Source organism: Pandoraea sp. NPDC087047 (assembly GCF_044745225.1).
GTDB lineage: Bacteria > Pseudomonadota > Gammaproteobacteria > Burkholderiales > Burkholderiaceae > Pandoraea.
On the sequence record NZ_JBIUZU010000004.1, the window covers coordinates 270,662 to 287,549 of the forward strand.

Here is a 16,888-nt window from a genome sequence, read left to right on the forward strand (position 1 = left end):
CTCGCGTAATATACTGGCGATTCCCACGCCCCGCCCTTGCGCCGGGCGGGCGCGCCAGCCCACGGTTGCCACGCCTGCCGACGTCGCGGCACACGGGCGATGCATGGTAGCCGCCGACATGACCAACCGATTTCTCAATCTCTACAATCACGATTTCGCGCGTGTGGCCGTCGGAGTGCCGCAATGCCGCGTCGCCGATCCCGCTTTCAACGCTGCGCAGACCATCGCCCTCGCGAAGCAGGCCGATGCCGAAGGCGCGGTGCTCGTCGCCTTCCCCGAGCTTGGCATTCCGGCCTATAGCTGCGAAGACCTGTTCCAGCAGCGCGCCCTGCTCGACGCCTGCAACGCTGCGCTCGCCGATATCGTGGCCGCGAGCCGCGAACTGGGCGCGGCGCTGATCGTCGGCATGCCGGTGCGCGTGCAGCAGCGGCTGTTCAACTGCGCAGTGGTCGTGGCGCGCGGGCGCATTCACGGCGTCGTTCCCAAAACCTACCTGCCGAACTACAGCGAGTTCTACGAAGCGCGTCAGTTCAACGCCGCGGACGACGCGGGCGTCGACACGGTGATGCTGCTGGGCGAGGACGTGCCGTTCGGCTCGCTCATTTTCGAAGCCGCCGATCAGCCGCTGCTGCGTTTTCATTGCGAAATTTGCGAGGACGTCTGGGTGCCGGTGCCCCCGTCGTCGTTCGCCGCGCTGGCCGGCGCCACGGTGCTCGTCAACCTGTCGGCCTCGAACGTCGTCGTCGGCAAGTCGGCCTATCGCCATCAACTCGTCGCGCAACAGTCGGCACGCTGCCTCGCGGCATATCTGTACACGTCGGCCGGGCAGGGCGAGTCGACGACCGATCTTGCCTGGGACGGCCAGGCGCTCATCTATGAAAACGGCGACCTGCTGGCAGAGTCCGAGCGCTTCGCCAGCGCGTCGCATCTGATTTTTGCGGACGTCGATCTCGAACGCCTCGCGCGCGAGCGCATGCATCAGACGACGTTCGGCGTGTCGGTGCGTCGCCATGCCGACGAAGTCGCGCGCTTTCGCACGATCAAGGTCGACGTCACGCTGCCGCGCGAGGCCGAACTGCCGCTCGCGCGCGCCATCGGACGCTTCCCCTATGTACCGGCTGATGCGCAACGTCGCGACGAGCGCTGCCACGAGGTCTACAACATTCAGGTGCAGGCGCTGATGCAGCGTCTCGCCTCGTCGAAGATTCAGAAGGTCGTGATCGGCGTGTCCGGCGGGCTGGACTCCACGCATGCGCTGCTCGTCTGCGCGAAGGTCATGGACCGGCTCGGCCTGCCGCGCGCGAATATTCTGGCGTACACGATGCCGGGCTTCGCCACGAGCGAGCGCACGCTGCGTCAGGCGCGCGAACTGATGGAAGCCGTCGGATGCACGGCGCGCGAGATCGATATCCGTCCGAGCTGCATGCAGATGCTTAAGGACCTCGATCACCCGTTCGCGAAGGGCGAGGAAGTCTATGACGTCACCTTCGAGAACGTGCAGGCGGGCGAGCGCACCAATCACCTGTTCCGTCTGGCCAATCATCTGGGCGCCATCGTCATCGGCACGGGCGATCTGAGCGAACTGGCGCTGGGCTGGTGCACGTACGGTGTCGGCGATCATATGTCGCACTACAACGTGAACGCCAGCGTACCCAAGACACTCATCATGCACCTCGTGCGCTGGGTGGCCGAGACCGGGCAACTGGGCGGTGCGGCGTCGGCGAAGTCCGCGAAAGGCGCCAGGGACAGCAAGGACGCCGGAGCGCGCCGCAACGTCCTCATCGATATTCTCGAGACGGAAATCAGTCCGGAACTCGTGCCGGGCAAGGCCAACGGCGCGCCTGAACAACGCACCGAGCACTTCATCGGTCCGTACGAGTTGCAGGACTTCAACCTCTACTACACGCTGCGCTTCGGCTACGCGCCGCGCAAGGTGGCGTTCCTGTCGTGGAGCGCGTGGCACGACGCCTCGACGGGGCGCTGGCCGGACGAAGGGCATCTGTCGCGCAACGCTTACGATCTGGTTGCGATCAAGCGCAACCTGCGCATTTTCCTGGACCGGTTCTTCCGCACCAGCCAATTCAAGCGCTCGTGCATTCCGAACGCACCGAAGGTCGGCACGGGCGGCTCGCTCTCGCCACGCGGCGACTGGCGCGCGCCGAGCGACTCGGAATCGGTGGTGTGGCTCGCGGATCTGGAGACGGTGCCCGACGATCCGCACGCCTGAGCCTGCTGAGGGCGCAGACGCTGTCATCGGCGTGCCGTGCCCGGCCCGGTACAATAGCCCGGCGAATTTTCAGAACATCCAACCAAGATATCGAGGCGACAATGAAACGCGTAACTGCCATCATCAAACCCTTCAAGCTCGACGAAGTCCGTGAAGCGCTGGCCGAAGTCGGCGTGACCGGTCTGACCGTCACGGAAGTGAAGGGCTTTGGCCGTCAGAAGGGCCATACCGAGCTGTACCGCGGTGCCGAGTATGTGGTCGACTTCCTGCCGAAAATCAAGATCGAAGTCGTGGTGGGCACCGCTCAGGCCGAGCAGGTTATCGACGCCGTGCTGGGCGCCGCGCGCACCGGCAAGATCGGCGACGGCAAGATTTTCGTGACCGATGTCGAGCGCGTGATCCGTATCCGCACGGGCGAAGAAGGCGAACAGGCGGTCTGATACCGGCGGTCCGGGTATCACAGAGTGCCGGGGTGCCGTGGCGGCGTGCTGGGCAAGACAACGAAGGGCGACGGCTGCGAGAGCGGTGTCGCCCTTTGGCGTTTGGAGGGGCGGGGCTTTCCGTTCGCGGGTAGCGTTACGACTTGAGCCGGACGTCGAACGCGACGGTAATGAGGCGCACGAAAATCACGGAAAACGCGCTGATCGATAGCGTGTAGACGGGATCGAGGTCGACATACGTCAGCGCGATATAGATCCATCCGCCGATGAACGCGCACACGGCATAGGGACGCGTGTCGCGCAGCACCAGCGGCACCTCGTTGCAGAGGATGTCTCGGATCACACCGCCGCCCACGCCGGTGATCACGCCCATCATCACCGACATGAAGGCCGACATATCGGTCTGCAGCGCCAGCGAGGTGCCCGAGGCGCTGAAGAACCCCAGGCCGATCGCATCCGTAATGAGCAACACGCGCTCGGTGGCCACGCGCGAGACGAGCTTGAGCACGGCGGACGTGAAAAGCGAGAGCACGAGGATGATGACCGAGTACCACTGATGCTGGACCCAGTAGAAGGGACGGTGGTCGAGCAGCACGTCGCGCAACGTGCCGCCGCCGAAGGCGGTTGCGAAGGCCAGCACGAAAGCGCCGACCGGATCCAGATGCTGCTTGCGCGCTTCGGCGAAGCCGGAGATGGCGCACGACAATACGGCGATGGCCTCCATGATGGCCAGAATCGTATGCAGTTGAGCGCTCATCTCATGAATCATCGGCGAATCCTGTTAGGGCCGGGAGCGGCCCCTCGTCAAACGTCGTGATCTGCGGCGGAATGCGATGGAATTTGCGGTCAGTCGCTCGCGCGTGGCGCTCTGGACTGCGAAGCCTGGAGCAATACTACCAGCGCTCCTCCCCCGCCGTCGCGTCCTTGCGCTTGCGCCCATGCCAGCACTTCGTTCTTCTGGGCGAGCCAACTGCGCACCTTGTCCTTGAGGACCGGTTCGCGGTTCACGGAGCCGAGGCCCTTGCCGTGAATCACGCGTACGCAGCGCAGGCCGCGCTTGACGGCGTCCTGAAGGAAGCCGGAGAGCGCTTCGCGGGCTTCGTCGCGACGCATGCCGTGCAGGTCGATCTGCGCCTGCACCACCCAATCGCCGCGTTGCAGCTTGAGCAGGGCGTCCTGGCTGATGCCGGGACGGCGGTAGGACAGCCGATCATCCGTATCGAGCAGGGCTTCGGGGTCGAATTCGTCCGATAACGACTCGTGCAGCACGGCCGCTTCGTCTTCGCGGGTCTGACGCGCGACCGGCTCAGGCGGAAAACGCGGATGCTCCACGCGATTGGCCGCGCCCTTGCCGGTGAGCGGGGCGATGTCGCCGATGCTGTCGCGAAACACATTGGCGTCGCGCTTGGCCTGGGCGGCGCGTTTGGCGGCGGCGATGCGCTCGGCTTCGCGTGCGGCCGTCTCCTTGGCGAGCGTTTCGCGCAGGTGGGCGAGGTCGCTGATACTGAGTTTCGGTGGCTTCTTGCTCATGGTCGTGCGAACAAGGACGGTAAAGAGACAAAGGGGGCAGAGCAAATGATAACGGCGCCCCGGCCGTATGAAAGATCACACAGCGGGGGCGCCGCAGCACGACGCTCGGGCGATTACTGGTCGAGGTTTTCGAGGTAACGCTGGGCGTCGAGCGCGGCCATGCAACCCGTGCCGGCGCTGGTAATGGCCTGACGGTAGACGTGATCCTGCACGTCGCCCGCTGCGAACACGCCCGGCACGCTGGTGGCCGTGGCGTTGCCGTTCAGGCCGCTGTGCGTGACGATGTAGCCGTTCTTCATCTCCAGTTGGCCGTCGAAGATATCGGTGTTCGGCTTGTGGCCGATGGCGATGAACACGCCAAGCAGCGCGATGTCTTCATGGGCGTCGGTCTTGACGTTCTTGATGCGAATGCCGGTCACGCCGGTGTCGTCGCCGGTCACTTCGTCGAGCACGCTGTCGTACTTGAGTTCGACCACGCCCTGCTTGGCCTTTTCCAGCAGACGGTCGATCAGGATCGGCTCGGCGCGGAACTTGTCGCGGCGGTGAATCACCGTCACCTTGCTGGCGATGTTCGAGAGGTAGAGCGCTTCTTCCACGGCCGTGTTACCGCCGCCGACCACGCAGACTTCCTTGCCGCGGTAGAAGAAGCCGTCGCACGTGGCGCAGGCCGAAACGCCACGGCCCGAGAAGGCTTCTTCGGACGGCAGGCCGAGGTACTGCGCCGAGGCGCCGGTCGCGATGATCAGGGCGTCGGCCGTGTACTCGCCGGAGTCGCCGATCAGACGCAGCGGACGCTCGTTCAAATGCACCGTATGAATGTGATCGAAAATCATCTCGGTGTTGAAGTGCTCGGCGTGCGCCTGCATACGGGCCATCAGCTCGGGGCCTTGCACGCCGGTCGGGTCGCCGGGCCAGTTCTCGACGTCCGTGGTGGTCATCAACTGACCGCCCTGGGCGATACCCGTGATCAGCACGGGGTTGAGGTTGGCGCGCGCGGCATACACGGCGGCGCTATAACCGGCGGGGCCGGAACCGAGAATCAGGACTTTGGCGTGCTTGGCAGCAGACATGGACGAACTCACCGCAAAAGGGAATGGGAGCTGGCGCCGGACCTCGTACCCCGCCCCGACGTGGCGGCAGGGGCGACAGAGGATATGGCGCAAAGCAGCATTATAAGGGGCCGCCGTCGTTTCGTTGATCGAGCCTCGCAATCGGCGTGATAGCCTGCGGGCGGCCGATACCGACCCGGCCCTCGCGTTACGGCTTGTCACCTTTTCATTCCTTAACGAATGTAATAGTTGTTTACAATGGAGCATTGCCGCGCGGCAGGCCGCCTGTCTGCCCGCCCAACCGCATGGCTTGATGACGACGAAATCTTCCTACTCTGCTGGTGCCGGATCGTCGTTACCCAATCGGGTGACGCACCTTTTCCATGAAATCCGCTGGATGGCGCAGGTCGCGCTGATGGTGTTCCTGTTGATGGCGCTGTTCTCCTACAGCCGTCTGGACCCCAGCTGGACGCATGCGGCACACGTGGAGCGTATCGCCAACTGGGCGGGACGCGTCGGCGCCTGGGTGGCCGATATGCTGCTGCTCATGCTCGGCCTGTCCGCCTACTGGCTGGTCGTGTTCATCGCCCGGCGCGTGGTCTCTGGCTACCGCCGGATTTCTGCCAGGCGCGAAGCGCCTCCGCTGCGCGAGCGCCTCGCGAGTGGCGGATGGGTGGAGATCGTCTCCTCCCTGATGGTGCTGCTCGCCAGCGCCGGCATCGAATCCCTGCGTCTGTATCGTCTCAAGGCCCAATTGCCGCGCGCCTCGGGCGGTGTGATCGGCGAGACCGTCGGCGGCTTCTTTCAGCACGCCCTCGGCTTTACCGGCGGCACGCTGGCGCTGCTGCTGATCTTTGCCTTCGGCCTGTCGCTGCTGTTCCATTTCTCCTGGCTGTCCGCGGCCGAAAAGCTCGGCGCGCTGATTCTCGATACCGGCACCGTGATCCGCCGCCGCCGTGAGGCGCGTCAGGACCGTCGTCTGGGCGAGGAAGCGGCCATCGCGCGTGAGGGCGCGATCGTGCAGAACCGTGTGCGGGCGGAAGTCCATGAACCGGTGCAGATCGTCCCGCCGGTCAAGGTCGTGCCCAAGAGCGAACGCGTAGAGAAGGAAAAGCAGGCGCCGCTGTTCGCCGATCTGCCCGATTCCATCCTGCCGCCGCTCGCGTTGCTTGACCCGGCACCGGCGGCGCAGGAAACCGTGTCGGGCGAGACGCTCGAATTCACGTCGCGCCTGATTGAGAAGAAGCTCAAGGATTTCGGCGTGGAAGTGAGTGTTGTGGCCGCGTATCCGGGCCCTGTCATCACGCGTTACGAAATCGAACCGGCGACGGGGGTGAAGGGCAGCCAGATCGTGAATCTGGCGAAGGATCTGGCGCGTTCGCTCTCGCTCGTGTCGATCCGCGTGGTCGAGACCATCCCCGGCAAGAATTTCATGGGTCTGGAGTTGCCGAATCCGCGGCGTCAGACGGTGCGTCTGACCGAGATTCTGGGCTCCGAGATCTACAACGACTCGTCGTCGCTGCTGACGCTCGCACTGGGCAAGGACATCGGCGGCAAGCCGGTCGTGGCCGATCTGGCGAAGATGCCTCACCTGCTCGTCGCCGGTACCACGGGTTCGGGCAAGTCGGTGGGGATCAACGCGATGATCCTGTCGCTGCTGTACAAGGCGACGGCCGAGCAGGTCCGGCTGATTCTGATCGATCCGAAGATGCTCGAAATGAGCATGTACGAAGGCATCCAGCATCTGCTGTGCCCGGTGGTGACGGACATGCGTCAGGCGGGCCATGCGCTGAACTGGGTGGTGGCCGAGATGGAGCGCCGCTATAAGTTGATGAGCAAGCTCGGCGTGCGCAATCTGGCCGGCTACAACAACAAGATCGACGACGCCGCGAAGCGCGAAGAGCACATTCCGAATCCGTTCTCGCTCACGCCCGACGAGCCCGAGCCGTTGCAACGTCTGCCGTACATCGTGGTCGTGATCGACGAGTTGGCCGACCTCATGATGGTCGTGGGCAAGAAGGTCGAAGAGTTGATCGCGCGTATTGCGCAGAAGGCGCGTGCGGCGGGCATCCACCTGATCCTCGCCACGCAGCGTCCGTCGGTCGACGTCATTACCGGTCTGATCAAGGCGAACGTGCCCACGCGCGTGGCGTTCCAGGTGTCGTCGAAGATCGACTCGCGCACGATTCTCGACCAGCAGGGCGCAGAGACGCTGCTGGGCATGGGCGACATGCTTTACATGCCGCCGGGCACCGGGCTGCCGTTGCGCGTGCACGGCGCGTTCGTGGCCGATGACGAAGTGCATCGCGTGGTCGAGCGGCTCAGGGAGCAGGGCGAGGCGAATTACGTCGAAGGCATTCTGGACGGCGCGGCCGAAGGTGAAGACGGCGGTGTCGATGGCGCAGTGGGCGGAACTGGCGAGGGCGGCGGCGAGTCCGACCCCTTGTACGATCAGGCCGTTGCCGTGGTGCTCAAGCAGCGTCGCGCGTCGATCTCGCTGGTGCAGCGCCATTTGCGCATCGGCTACAACCGGGCGGCGCGCCTGCTCGAACAGATGGAACAGTCCGGCGTGGTGTCGGCAATGGCGAGCAACGGCAACCGGGAAATTCTGGTGCCGAATCGCGAGGGAGAATAAGGAACATGCTGGGATTCAAGCGCGGCTTGCCGCTCATGGTAGGGGCTGTTGGCGTGACGCTGGCAGCGCTGGTCGCGCCCGCTTATGCAAGCGGCACGGCACAGCTCAAGGCTTTTGCGGCGCAGGTGAAAACGGCGCGAGGCGAGTTCGAGCAGAAGCAGGTCAAGGGCCAGCAGGATGGCGCGGTGAAGGTGACGAACAATGCGTCGGGCACGTTCGAGTTTGCGCGTCCGGGCCGCTTCGTCTGGCATTACACCAAGCCATACGATCAGTTGTTGCAGGCCGATGGCGAGACGCTTTACGTCTACGATAAAGACCTGAATCAGGTGACCGAGCGCAAGCTCGGGGCGTCGCTCGGCGCGAGTCCGGCTGCGATCCTGTTCGGCAGCAACGACATCGAGAAGAGCTTCACGCTCAAGGATGCCGGGGTGAAGAACGGCATCGACTGGGTGGAGCTCAAGCCGAAGGCGCAGGACACGCAGTTTCAGCGCGTGGGCATCGGTTTTCGCGACGGCAATCTGGCGGCGATGGAGTTGTACGACGCGTTCGGCAACGTCACCCTGCTCACGTTCAGCAATATGCAGAAGAATCCGCCGCTGCCGGCGGACAACTTCAAGTTCACGGTGCCCAAGGGGGCCGACGTGATCAAGGGCTGAGCCCCGAGTGCGCTGAGACCCCTGGCGGACGAGCCGGCCTTCGGGCTGGCATAATGGGGTCATCCGATTGACGAATGCGGCCGGGGATTCCCCGGCCGCGCTGCTTGAGAACATGCCAAACGACGCCCCTCTGTCGGCTTCGGTGCCTTTGGCCGAGCGCCTTCGCCCCCATACCATCGACGATGTGATTGGCCAGCGTCACCTGCTGGGCAAGGGGAAGCCTTTGCGCGTGGCGTTCGAAGCGGGCCGTCCGCACTCGATGATCCTGTGGGGCCCGCCCGGCGTGGGCAAGACCACGCTCGCGCGTCTGATGGCCGATGCCTTCAAGGCGTACTTCATCGCGCTTTCGGCCGTGCTCTCCGGCGTGAAGGACATTCGCGACGCCGTCGAGGCCGCACAAATCCAGCGCGCGCAGGGCAAACAGACGGTCGTGTTCGTCGACGAGGTGCATCGCTTCAACAAGGCGCAGCAGGACGCATTTCTGCCGCACGTCGAATCCGGCCTTTTCATTTTCGTGGGCGCGACGACCGAGAACCCATCGTTCGAAGTGAACGGCGCATTGCTCTCGCGTGCCGCGGTCTACGTGCTCAGGAGCCTGAACGACGAAGAACTCGGCGAGATGGTCACGCGCGCGGCGCATGAGCTTGGCGATATCGGGTTTACCGACGAGGCGCGTCAGGGCCTGATCGATTCGGCCGACGGCGACGGCCGCAAGTTGTTGAACAACGTCGAGATCGTGGCGCAGGCGGCGACGTCGCAGGACATGGAGACGATCGACGAAGCGCTGCTCGCCAGCGTGCTCGCCGAGAATCTGCGTCGCTTCGACAAGGGCGGCGATGCGTTTTACGACCAGATCAGCGCGTTGCACAAGTCGGTGCGCGGCAGCTCGCCCGACGGCGCGCTTTACTGGTTTTGCCGCATGCTCGACGGCGGTGCCGACCCGCGTTATCTCGCGCGCCGGATTGTCCGGATGGCATGGGAGGACATCGGTCTGGCCGACCCGCGCGCGGCGCGTATCGCGCTGGACGCCGCGGAGACGTACGAGCGTCTCGGCACGCCCGAAGGCGAACTGGCGCTCGCGCAGGCGATTCTGTATCTCGCATCGGCGCCGAAGTCGAATGCCGGATACAACGCCTATAACCAGGCGCGGGCGTTCGTCGGCAAGGACAAATCGCGGGCAGTGCCGATTCATCTGCGCAATGCGCCGACCAAGCTGATGAAAGAGCTCGGCTACGGACACGAATATCGCTACGCGCACGACGAGCCCGATGCCTATGCGGCGGGCGAGACATATTTCCCGGACGACTTGCGGGCTCAGAACTGGTATCGCCCGGTGCCGCGGGGGCTGGAAGGCAAGATCGGGGAAAAGCTCAACTGGCTGAAGTCGCTCGATGCCGAATGGCGTCGTGCGAATGCCAAGGGACGCAAATCCGACGCGCCGGTGAAGGCGTCGGGAGCCGGTGGGGCGTCTTCTGAAAAAACGCCGCCTGCTCATTCGGGTGACGACGAATCCGCGTGAGCCGTCCAGTGAGTCATCCATTTGGCCGAATCGTGCACGTCGCGCAGTCTCTGCGGTAGTCGTCCGCCAGCCGCGCAGACCGGACGGACATGAGGCTGGACGTGCCAAATCACGTCATCGCGCCGCGCGTTTGGTAAAATCCCGCAAATATTGTTGGATGCAACAAAAAATCGCGCTGGCGATGGCCAACACCCAATTCATGGCTCACTGACGTGGGCCGCTCACAAAAGATTTCCCACCATGCTCGACATTCAACTTCTTCGTAAGGATCTCGACGGCGTTGCAGCGCGACTCAAGACGCGTGGCTACGCGCTGGACGTGACGGCGCTTGCCGCGCTCGAGGCGGAGCGCAAGCAGATCCAGACGCAAACCGAGGAGCTTCAGGCGCGTCGCAATGCGCTCTCGAAGCAGGTCGGCATGAAGAAGGGCAAGGGCGAAGACGCCTCGGCCGAGATCGCCGAAGTCGCCGGCATTGCGGATACGCTCAAGGCGTCGACGGTGCGTCTGGAAGAGATTCAGGCGCGTCTGTCGGATCTGCTGCTGGGCGTGCCGAATCTGCCGCACGAGAGCGTGCCGGTGGGGTCGGACGAGACGCAGAACGTGGAAGTGCGCCGCTGGGGGACGCCGCGTGCGTTCGACTTCACGCCGCGCGATCACGTGGATCTCGGCGCAGCACTGGGTCTGGATTTCGAGGCGGCGGCGAAACTGACCGGCGCACGTTTCTCGGTGATGAAGGGTGGCATTGCGCGCTTGCATCGCGCGTTGGCGCAGTTCATGCTCGACACGCACACGGGTGAGCACGGTTACACGGAAACGTATGTGCCGTACATCGTGAATGCCGATTCTATGCGTGGCACGGGGCAATTGCCGAAATTCGAGGACGACCTGTTCAAGGTGCCGCGCAAAGTCGGTAGTGAGGATGGCGAGCGCATCGAGAACTTCTATCTGATTCCGACGGCCGAAGTGTCGCTGACGAATCTGGTGCGTGACGAGGTGTTGCCGGGCGATGCGTTGCCGATGCAGATGGTGGCGCATACGCCGTGCTTCCGCTCGGAGGCGGGCAGCCATGGCAAGGACACGCGGGGCATGATTCGTCAGCATCAGTTCGACAAGGTCGAGTTGGTGCATGTGGTGCGTCCGGAAGCGTCGTACGACGCGCTTGAGACGCTGGTAGACCATGCGGAAGCGATTTTGCAGAAGCTTGGGCTGCCGTACCGCACGTTGGTGCTGTGCACGGGCGACATGGGTTTCGGCAGCGCGAAGACATACGATCTGGAAGTCTGGATTCCGGCGCAGGAAACGTATCGCGAGATTTCGTCGTGCTCGAACATGGAGAACTTCCAGGCACGCCGGATGCAGGCACGTTTTCGCAACGCGCAGGGCAAGCCGGAGCTGGTGCACACGCTGAACGGCTCGGGTCTGGCCGTGGGACGCGCGTTGGTGGCAGTGCTGGAAAACTATCAGAACGCCGACGGTTCGGTGACGGTGCCCGATGTGCTGCGCCCGTACATGGGTGGTATCGAGCGTCTGGAACCGGCAGCGTAACGAGCAACGCAAAAACTTGGAAAAAAGGGTTGTCAGCAGAAGAAATTCGGCTATAATCTCTTTCTCGCTGCTTGAGGCCACTCAGGCAGCGAACCAAAGCAGAAAGAACGCTTGGAGAGGTGGCAGAGTGGTCGAATGCGCCGGACTCGAAATCCGGTATACGGTTATACCGTATCGTGGGTTCGAATCCCACCCTCTCCGCCAAGCATGCGATTAAGCCCTTGATTTTTCAAGGGCTTTTTTGTTTTTCGCGTCGCAACCCACGTTTCTACCCAGGTCGAAATTGCTCGATGGCGTTGGTTCATCAGCTGTAGTTTTCCCAACGTGAATTGTTCGGCGGCGGGGCATCCGTCGTGACGCGTCACGAGGCCGCGTTTCGCTTCATCGCCGCGGCCGAAGTACGTCCCCAATCGTCCACCTTAATCCGGTACTGAGCGCTCCACGGCATCCAATGCCAAAAATACATCGGAGTCCATGCGACCGGATAGAATTTATATTTTCCTGAAATATCACCTGATAAGGCCTGTGCACCAAGAATAGCCTTGAGGTCATTAAAAGCGAACACGCCAATCAAACTGCCTGCCGGCCCACGTCAGCGGAACGATGGCGAGGTCAATTTCTGCACGTTGCAACTTGGCGGTCAGTGCGGTGCTCAGATCGATCTCAGGCTCGATTGAGACGAGCGGGTGTCGCTCTCGCATTTCCTGCACGAATTTCGGCAGCCAGGTCAGCCCGATCAGCGCAGTCACCCCGATTCGATATCGGCGGACAACGTCGACGGGCTTGCCCATTCGTTCGAGCAGGCGATCCCGCAATTGCAGAATCTCTTCGCCTATCTCCAGGACTTCGCGTCCTTTCGATGTGAGTTGCATCGTTCTGCCCGTGCGATCAAACATCGCCGCGCCGAGAAACTCCTCGATCTCGGTAATACGTTTCGATACGGCAGACTGCGTCGTGTGAAGGCGCTCGGATGCTGCGGTGTGGGTGCCGAGTTTGTTCGCCCAGTACAGGGCTTCGATCTGCGTGAACGTGATCATGAGTCTTCGTCGTTGAAGGCATCTACGTCGGGCTCTGGGGGGAGCATCAACTCGAGGGCAGGGCGGTGCGGTCTCGAATCCATGGCGCGCGAGCGAACCGATTTCGGTGGGTAGCCCGTCACTCGTTTGAATGCATGGCTGAAGGCACTCTCACTCGAGTAGCCAAGCGATTCCGCCAGCTTCGCGATCGAGATGCCGCCCTTGCGCAGTTCCTGTTCGGCCAGCCGCATTCGCCATTGCGCAAGATAACCAACGGGACCGACGCCCGCAACCGTCCTGAAGTGAAGGGCGAACGTCGCACGCGACATACCGGACGCGTTCGCCAGCTCTGACAAGCGCCAGTCTTTTCCGGGTTGAGAATGCACGAGCGCGAGCATTGACGCGAAACGTCGATCACTGGCAAGACGCAGCCAACCCGGGGCGACGTCGCCATCCTGCTTCAGATGGGCGCGAAGAATGTAGATGAACATCAATTGCACCAGTTGCGCCGACGCGGCGCCCGCGCCGGGCAGTCGATCGGCGCGCTCCTGCATCAGTTGATCGAGAATCCAGCGCAGGGGTCCGGCCTGGTCGGCGTTGCCGTTCACGTGGATAAACGCGGGCAACGCATCGAACAGTAGTGAGCGAGCGCGTGCGTCCAGTGTCACCGTTCCGCCGATCAGTACGAAGTCATCACCTTCGCCGATCCGGCAAATGCCGTCCGCCGCCCGCGATAACAACTGATCAACGCTAACGGGAGTGGCGTTCCAATCGGTCGTCAAGGTCATGGAAGTGGGTTGCAGGATCAGCAACACGTCACCGGCTTGAAGGGGGAGTGTTGTGCCGTCGACCATGCTGACGTGGCAGTTACCCTCGACGATGCCCCAAAACTTGATTGTCGGCTGGGGCGCAAAGTCGACCGACCAGGCGCCACTCGCGCAAAGCATTCCTGTCAGGACGGACTGCGGTCCCAACAGCCTTAGCATTTCCGAAAGTGGTTCAGTCGTCATGGGCGAGACTATTGCGCATGTAATGGAGATTTACAAGCATTCATCGTCTGAGTGAGCTTCGCTATTCTTGATTCGTGCTCTCGCCACTCAAGCGCGACAGCAGGACGGATCATTAAATCGGAGTATCGAATGCGTGCGATGCGATTTCACGAGTTTGGCGGGCCGGAGCGACTTCGGGAGGACGTCATTGATCGTCCGAATCCTGGCGTAAACGAGGTCCTTATTGAATTGTCGGCCACGGCAGTGAATCCTGCCGATTGGTTGCGCGTCGTGAGCCCTGAAGTCGGTCTAGGGGTTCAGATGCCCTACACACCCGGCATGGACTTTGCCGGTGTTGTTCGAGAAGTGGGTTCTGACACAGTGGGCTTGCAGGTTGGCGATCACGTGTACGGCGCCGAGTTCATCGGTCGCTGCGGAACCTATGCGGAGTATGCCGCAGTACCCGCGGACATCGTGGCGAGCGCGCCGAAAAGCATCGCATTGCATGAAGCGGCGGCGGTCCCGCTCGCTGCGATGACAGCTTGGGAGGTCCTCGGGCGCAATCATGCCGACATCCGTGCCGGTCAACGTGTGCTCATTCAGGGTGGGGCCGGCGGCACCGGAAGTTTCGCCGTTCAGTTCGCAAAGCGTCACGGTGCCCATGTGATTGCCACAAGTTCGGCCCGAAATCACGACTTGCTGCGCTCGCTCGGGGCAGACGAGGTCGTCGACTATCAGTCCGCACGATGGAAGGACGCGGTCCGTGCCGTCGATGCTGTCGTTGATCTAGTGGGGGGCGAAGCACCGCTTTCTTCCATCTCGCTCATTCGTGAGGGAGGTGTATTGGCGTCCATCGTGCCAATGCCGCAGACCGTTGCTGCGTGCAAGGCGGCTGTCGCGAATCAAAACATCCGCCTTTCGTTCGTCGACATGAGCGTCAATCGCGATACGGCCGTGCTCGAAATGATTGCCCGGCTGATTGATCTCGGTGAGCTGAAAGCCGTTGTCAGTGGGACGTATCCGCTCGCGCAAGCTGCACAAGCACTCGAACGGAGTCGCGCCGGCCACGTCAGCGGAAAACTTGTGCTGACGATTGCAGCCTTAAAGTCATCCGGAAGTCGGACGTAAGTGCCCGACGTCTCACGAGCAATATCGCAGTCACTAAGGAAATTTTCATGACGAATGCATTCGAAGCAACGTCCACCACAGGTGACGTTTTGATGAACCGAGATCTTTCGGGAATTCGCGTACTTGTCACCGGTGTGTCCTCTGGCCTCGGTTGGGAAACGGCGCGTGCGTTGGTGTCTCGCGGCGCACACGTAGTCGGAGCGGTACGCGATCTTGTCAAAGCCCGGCGAGCGGGCGCAGAAATTCGGACGCACGCCGCGAACGGAGGTGAGTTATCGTTGGTGGCATTGGATCTGGCTTCTCTCGAGGGCGTACGTGCCTGTTCGGACGCATTGATGCGTGACGGAAGGTCGTTCGATGTGGTGATCGCAAACGCGGGCGTTATGCGCACGCCGTACGGACATACGGTCGATGGATTCGAAACTCAGTTTGGCACCAATCATCTGGGGCATTTTGCATTCGTAAATCGTATCGAGCCACTCATCGCGACCGGGGGACGCTTGGTTGTCCTTTCGTCTACCGGGCATCGCACGGCAGACGTCGATCTGATCGATCCCAATTTCGAGCATATGCCGTACGACGCCGGCGTCGCCTATGGTCGCTCCAAGACGGCGAACATCCTGTTCTCCGTCGCATTCGATCGCAGACATAGGACGCGGGGTATCCGCGCGACTGCCGTACATCCTGGTGTCATCAAGACGGCGCTTGATCGGAGCATGACGCCTGAGGAGGTGAATTTGATGCTCGCTCGAATCAACGCGGCACTGGCAACTGAGGGGCGCTCACCTTTCCAGTACAAGTCATTGGCGCAGGGCGCTGCCACATCAGTCTGGGCGGCAGTCGTAGCGAATGCCGAGGAGATCGGCGGTCGCTACTGCGAAGACTGCGGCGTGTCGCCCGTCGTCGATCAACCTGACGGCCCTTTGGGCAAGGGAGTAATGGCATACGCCGTAGATGCGGAGCGCGCCGAAGCGCTCTGGTCCTTGAGTGAAAGGATGATCGGTGAGCGGTTCTGATTGCGGCCTAACGAAAGAAACTGCTGCATTCGGGCGTCAATGCTCGCCCCGTCTCCCGACGACGGGGCGGCTTGCAAGGAACCTCATGCGCGCGCCAGAGACTGTTTGCTTCGCTCAATCATCTCGTGCATCGACGTCCATGTCACGTGCGACCATCTTGATTGCTTCGACGAACTGCTTGCCCGACGGAGTCAGTTCCTTTCCTCGATGATGAATCACGCATACCTGTAGAGTTGGCAGCGGCTTCACTAGATTGATTTGTCGAATGCCGTGGCGCCGAAATAGAAAATTATCCTTTCGGAAAACGAAGAGTCCGACCATATCTGTCTGGCTGACGAGTTCGGTGGCGATAACAGGCGAGTCGCACCACATCACACGTTGTGGAACGTGCAAACCTTGCGATCTGAACAGTCCCGAATCAAATCGCTCGCCCGCTTCGTCGCCGGGAAGAATCCATTCTGCATCGATCAGGGCCGCGAGGTTGCGGTGTCGCCTCAGGGGGTGCTGGTTTCTCAGCCCGACAACCAGTTGAACCGAGAACAGCGGGATGGCTTCAACGTCACCGGTGATTTCTTGCGGGTCAACGTGCGAGACGACGAAGTCGACTTGAGCTTTCTCAAGCATGGCTAACATGCGTGAGAGCGTAGCTTCCCGTAGGCGCAAATTGATCGAGGGCCGCTTTGCCCGAAAAGCGCAAAAGGCGGGCGCTGCCACTGTCTCAGCCAGATGCCTGCTGACGGCCACTCGTAGATTTCCCGTTTGTCCGTCACGCAATTGAGCTATCTCGTCTCTGGCACGTTGCATGTCGTCCAGCAATAGCCTGGCACGTGCGAGGAACGCCTGCCCGAACAACGTCAGTTCCACGCCAGCGACACTGCGATCAAGCAGAGGTGCATCCAATTCCCTTTCCAGCTCTCGCATCGTTTTCGTTATCGCTGGTGGCGATACGCCAAGCGCTCGCGCTGCGCCACGAATGCTCATGCAGTTTGCAACTGCGACAAACGCCTGCAATTGTTGAGGCTTCATTTTCGCGCCTTGTGGGTGTTTCCTAAAAGTTAACGTAACAAACAAAATTTTGTCTTTTTTGTTAATTTTGATTGTTCTAATTTCCCTCTGTCAAATCAACAAAGAGTGCTGA

Annotated in this window: 14 protein-coding genes and 1 tRNA gene; 9 read left to right on the forward strand and 6 right to left on the reverse strand. The window is 61.9% G+C overall.

Translation table 11 applies throughout. From position 1 onward, the window contains the following. The first annotated feature begins 118 nt into the window (after positions 1 to 118). Together ACIPHM_RS09215 and ACIPHM_RS09220 are read left to right on the forward strand one after the other, a co-directional pair. The gene (locus tag ACIPHM_RS09215) at positions 119 to 2,227 is read left to right on the forward strand and encodes an NAD(+) synthase (RefSeq protein ID WP_400327140.1); all 2,109 of its coding nucleotides are present in this window, start codon (positions 119 to 121) and stop codon (positions 2,225 to 2,227) included. Positions 2,228 to 2,328: 101 nt separating this feature from the next. Then, a complete protein-coding gene (locus tag ACIPHM_RS09220) occupies positions 2,329 to 2,667 on the forward strand; it encodes a P-II family nitrogen regulator (protein WP_400327142.1) in 339 nt (112 codons plus the stop codon). 136 nt (positions 2,668 to 2,803) lie between these two features. On the opposite strand, the gene ACIPHM_RS09225 is transcribed toward ACIPHM_RS09220, so the two are convergent. The 3 genes from ACIPHM_RS09225 to trxB form a co-directional block, all read right to left on the reverse strand. Beyond that, the gene (locus tag ACIPHM_RS09225; protein WP_400327144.1) at positions 2,804 to 3,424 is read right to left on the reverse strand and encodes a trimeric intracellular cation channel family protein; all 621 of its coding nucleotides are present in this window, start codon (positions 3,422 to 3,424) and stop codon (positions 2,804 to 2,806) included. Between the two features lie 89 nt (positions 3,425 to 3,513). After that, the gene (locus ACIPHM_RS09230) at positions 3,514 to 4,197 is read right to left on the reverse strand and encodes a Smr/MutS family protein (RefSeq protein WP_400327146.1); all 684 of its coding nucleotides are present in this window, start codon (positions 4,195 to 4,197) and stop codon (positions 3,514 to 3,516) included. Positions 4,198 to 4,310: 113 nt separating this feature from the next. Beyond that, positions 4,311 to 5,267, reverse strand: coding sequence for a thioredoxin-disulfide reductase (gene trxB, locus ACIPHM_RS09235; protein WP_400327148.1), 957 nt, complete (start codon positions 5,265 to 5,267; stop codon positions 4,311 to 4,313). Between the two features lie 292 nt (positions 5,268 to 5,559). On the opposite strand from trxB, the gene ACIPHM_RS09240 reads away from it, so the two are divergent. The 5 genes from ACIPHM_RS09240 to ACIPHM_RS09260 all read left to right on the forward strand — a co-directional run bounded on the left by ACIPHM_RS09240 (position 5,560) and on the right by ACIPHM_RS09260 (position 11,805). Further along, positions 5,560 to 7,881 (forward strand): DNA translocase FtsK, encoded by a 2,322-nt coding sequence (locus ACIPHM_RS09240; RefSeq protein WP_400327150.1) that lies wholly within the window; start codon positions 5,560 to 5,562, stop codon positions 7,879 to 7,881. A 5-nt stretch (positions 7,882 to 7,886) separates the two neighbouring features. Continuing rightward, positions 7,887 to 8,537 (forward strand): outer membrane lipoprotein chaperone LolA, encoded by a 651-nt coding sequence (gene lolA, locus ACIPHM_RS09245; protein ID WP_400327152.1) that lies wholly within the window; start codon positions 7,887 to 7,889, stop codon positions 8,535 to 8,537. Between the two features lie 112 nt (positions 8,538 to 8,649). After that, positions 8,650 to 10,056 (forward strand): replication-associated recombination protein A, encoded by a 1,407-nt coding sequence (locus ACIPHM_RS09250; RefSeq protein WP_400327153.1) that lies wholly within the window; start codon positions 8,650 to 8,652, stop codon positions 10,054 to 10,056. A gap of 240 nt (positions 10,057 to 10,296) precedes the next feature. Then, positions 10,297 to 11,601, forward strand: coding sequence for a serine--tRNA ligase (gene serS, locus ACIPHM_RS09255; RefSeq protein WP_400327155.1), 1,305 nt, complete (start codon positions 10,297 to 10,299; stop codon positions 11,599 to 11,601). A 113-nt stretch (positions 11,602 to 11,714) separates the two neighbouring features. Continuing rightward, positions 11,715 to 11,805: transfer RNA gene (locus tag ACIPHM_RS09260), tRNA-Ser, on the forward strand. 347 nt (positions 11,806 to 12,152) lie between these two features. Here ACIPHM_RS09260 and ACIPHM_RS09265 read toward each other — a convergent pair. Beyond that, positions 12,153 to 12,638: a LysR family transcriptional regulator gene (locus ACIPHM_RS09265; protein ID WP_400327156.1), complete on the reverse strand. Its 486-nt coding sequence runs from the start codon at positions 12,636 to 12,638 to the stop codon at positions 12,153 to 12,155. Beyond that, positions 12,635 to 13,627: an AraC family transcriptional regulator gene (locus ACIPHM_RS09270; protein WP_400327158.1), complete on the reverse strand. Its 993-nt coding sequence runs from the start codon at positions 13,625 to 13,627 to the stop codon at positions 12,635 to 12,637. The genes ACIPHM_RS09265 and ACIPHM_RS09270 overlap by 4 nt, the downstream gene beginning before the upstream one ends. A gap of 129 nt (positions 13,628 to 13,756) precedes the next feature. Here ACIPHM_RS09270 and ACIPHM_RS09275 point away from each other — a divergent pair, with 129 nt between their 5' ends. Together ACIPHM_RS09275 and ACIPHM_RS09280 are read left to right on the forward strand one after the other, a co-directional pair. Further along, positions 13,757 to 14,734: an NADP-dependent oxidoreductase gene (locus ACIPHM_RS09275; protein WP_400327160.1), complete on the forward strand. Its 978-nt coding sequence runs from the start codon at positions 13,757 to 13,759 to the stop codon at positions 14,732 to 14,734. 47 nt (positions 14,735 to 14,781) lie between these two features. Further along, positions 14,782 to 15,750 (forward strand): SDR family NAD(P)-dependent oxidoreductase, encoded by a 969-nt coding sequence (locus ACIPHM_RS09280; RefSeq protein WP_400327162.1) that lies wholly within the window; start codon positions 14,782 to 14,784, stop codon positions 15,748 to 15,750. 114 nt (positions 15,751 to 15,864) lie between these two features. On the opposite strand, the gene ACIPHM_RS09285 is transcribed toward ACIPHM_RS09280, so the two are convergent. After that, positions 15,865 to 16,776: a LysR family transcriptional regulator gene (locus ACIPHM_RS09285; protein ID WP_400327164.1), complete on the reverse strand. Its 912-nt coding sequence runs from the start codon at positions 16,774 to 16,776 to the stop codon at positions 15,865 to 15,867. Positions 16,777 to 16,888: the final 112 nt, after the last annotated feature.

Bases quoted from the DNA above. Each gene is read 5' to 3' on its own strand.
- ACIPHM_RS09275 (WP_400327160.1), top strand. From the start codon at position 13,757: ATGCGTGCGATGCGATTTCACGAGTTTGGCGGGCCGGAGCGACTTCGG.
- ACIPHM_RS09265 (WP_400327156.1), bottom strand. From the start codon at position 12,638: ATGATCACGTTCACGCAGATCGAAGCCCTGTACTGGGCGAACAAACTC.
- ACIPHM_RS09270 (WP_400327158.1), bottom strand. From the start codon at position 13,627: ATGACGACTGAACCACTTTCGGAAATGCTAAGGCTGTTGGGACCGCAG.
- lolA (WP_400327152.1), top strand. From the start codon at position 7,887: ATGCTGGGATTCAAGCGCGGCTTGCCGCTCATGGTAGGGGCTGTTGGC.
- serS (WP_400327155.1), top strand. From the start codon at position 10,297: ATGCTCGACATTCAACTTCTTCGTAAGGATCTCGACGGCGTTGCAGCG.
- ACIPHM_RS09220 (WP_400327142.1), top strand. From the start codon at position 2,329: ATGAAACGCGTAACTGCCATCATCAAACCCTTCAAGCTCGACGAAGTC.
- ACIPHM_RS09215 (WP_400327140.1), top strand. From the start codon at position 119: ATGACCAACCGATTTCTCAATCTCTACAATCACGATTTCGCGCGTGTG.
- ACIPHM_RS09250 (WP_400327153.1), top strand. From the start codon at position 8,650: ATGCCAAACGACGCCCCTCTGTCGGCTTCGGTGCCTTTGGCCGAGCGC.
- ACIPHM_RS09225 (WP_400327144.1), bottom strand. From the start codon at position 3,424: ATGAGCGCTCAACTGCATACGATTCTGGCCATCATGGAGGCCATCGCC.
- ACIPHM_RS09230 (WP_400327146.1), bottom strand. From the start codon at position 4,197: ATGAGCAAGAAGCCACCGAAACTCAGTATCAGCGACCTCGCCCACCTG.
- ACIPHM_RS09240 (WP_400327150.1), top strand. From the start codon at position 5,560: ATGACGACGAAATCTTCCTACTCTGCTGGTGCCGGATCGTCGTTACCC.
- ACIPHM_RS09285 (WP_400327164.1), bottom strand. From the start codon at position 16,776: ATGAAGCCTCAACAATTGCAGGCGTTTGTCGCAGTTGCAAACTGCATG.
- ACIPHM_RS09280 (WP_400327162.1), top strand. From the start codon at position 14,782: ATGACGAATGCATTCGAAGCAACGTCCACCACAGGTGACGTTTTGATG.
- trxB (WP_400327148.1), bottom strand. From the start codon at position 5,267: ATGTCTGCTGCCAAGCACGCCAAAGTCCTGATTCTCGGTTCCGGCCCC.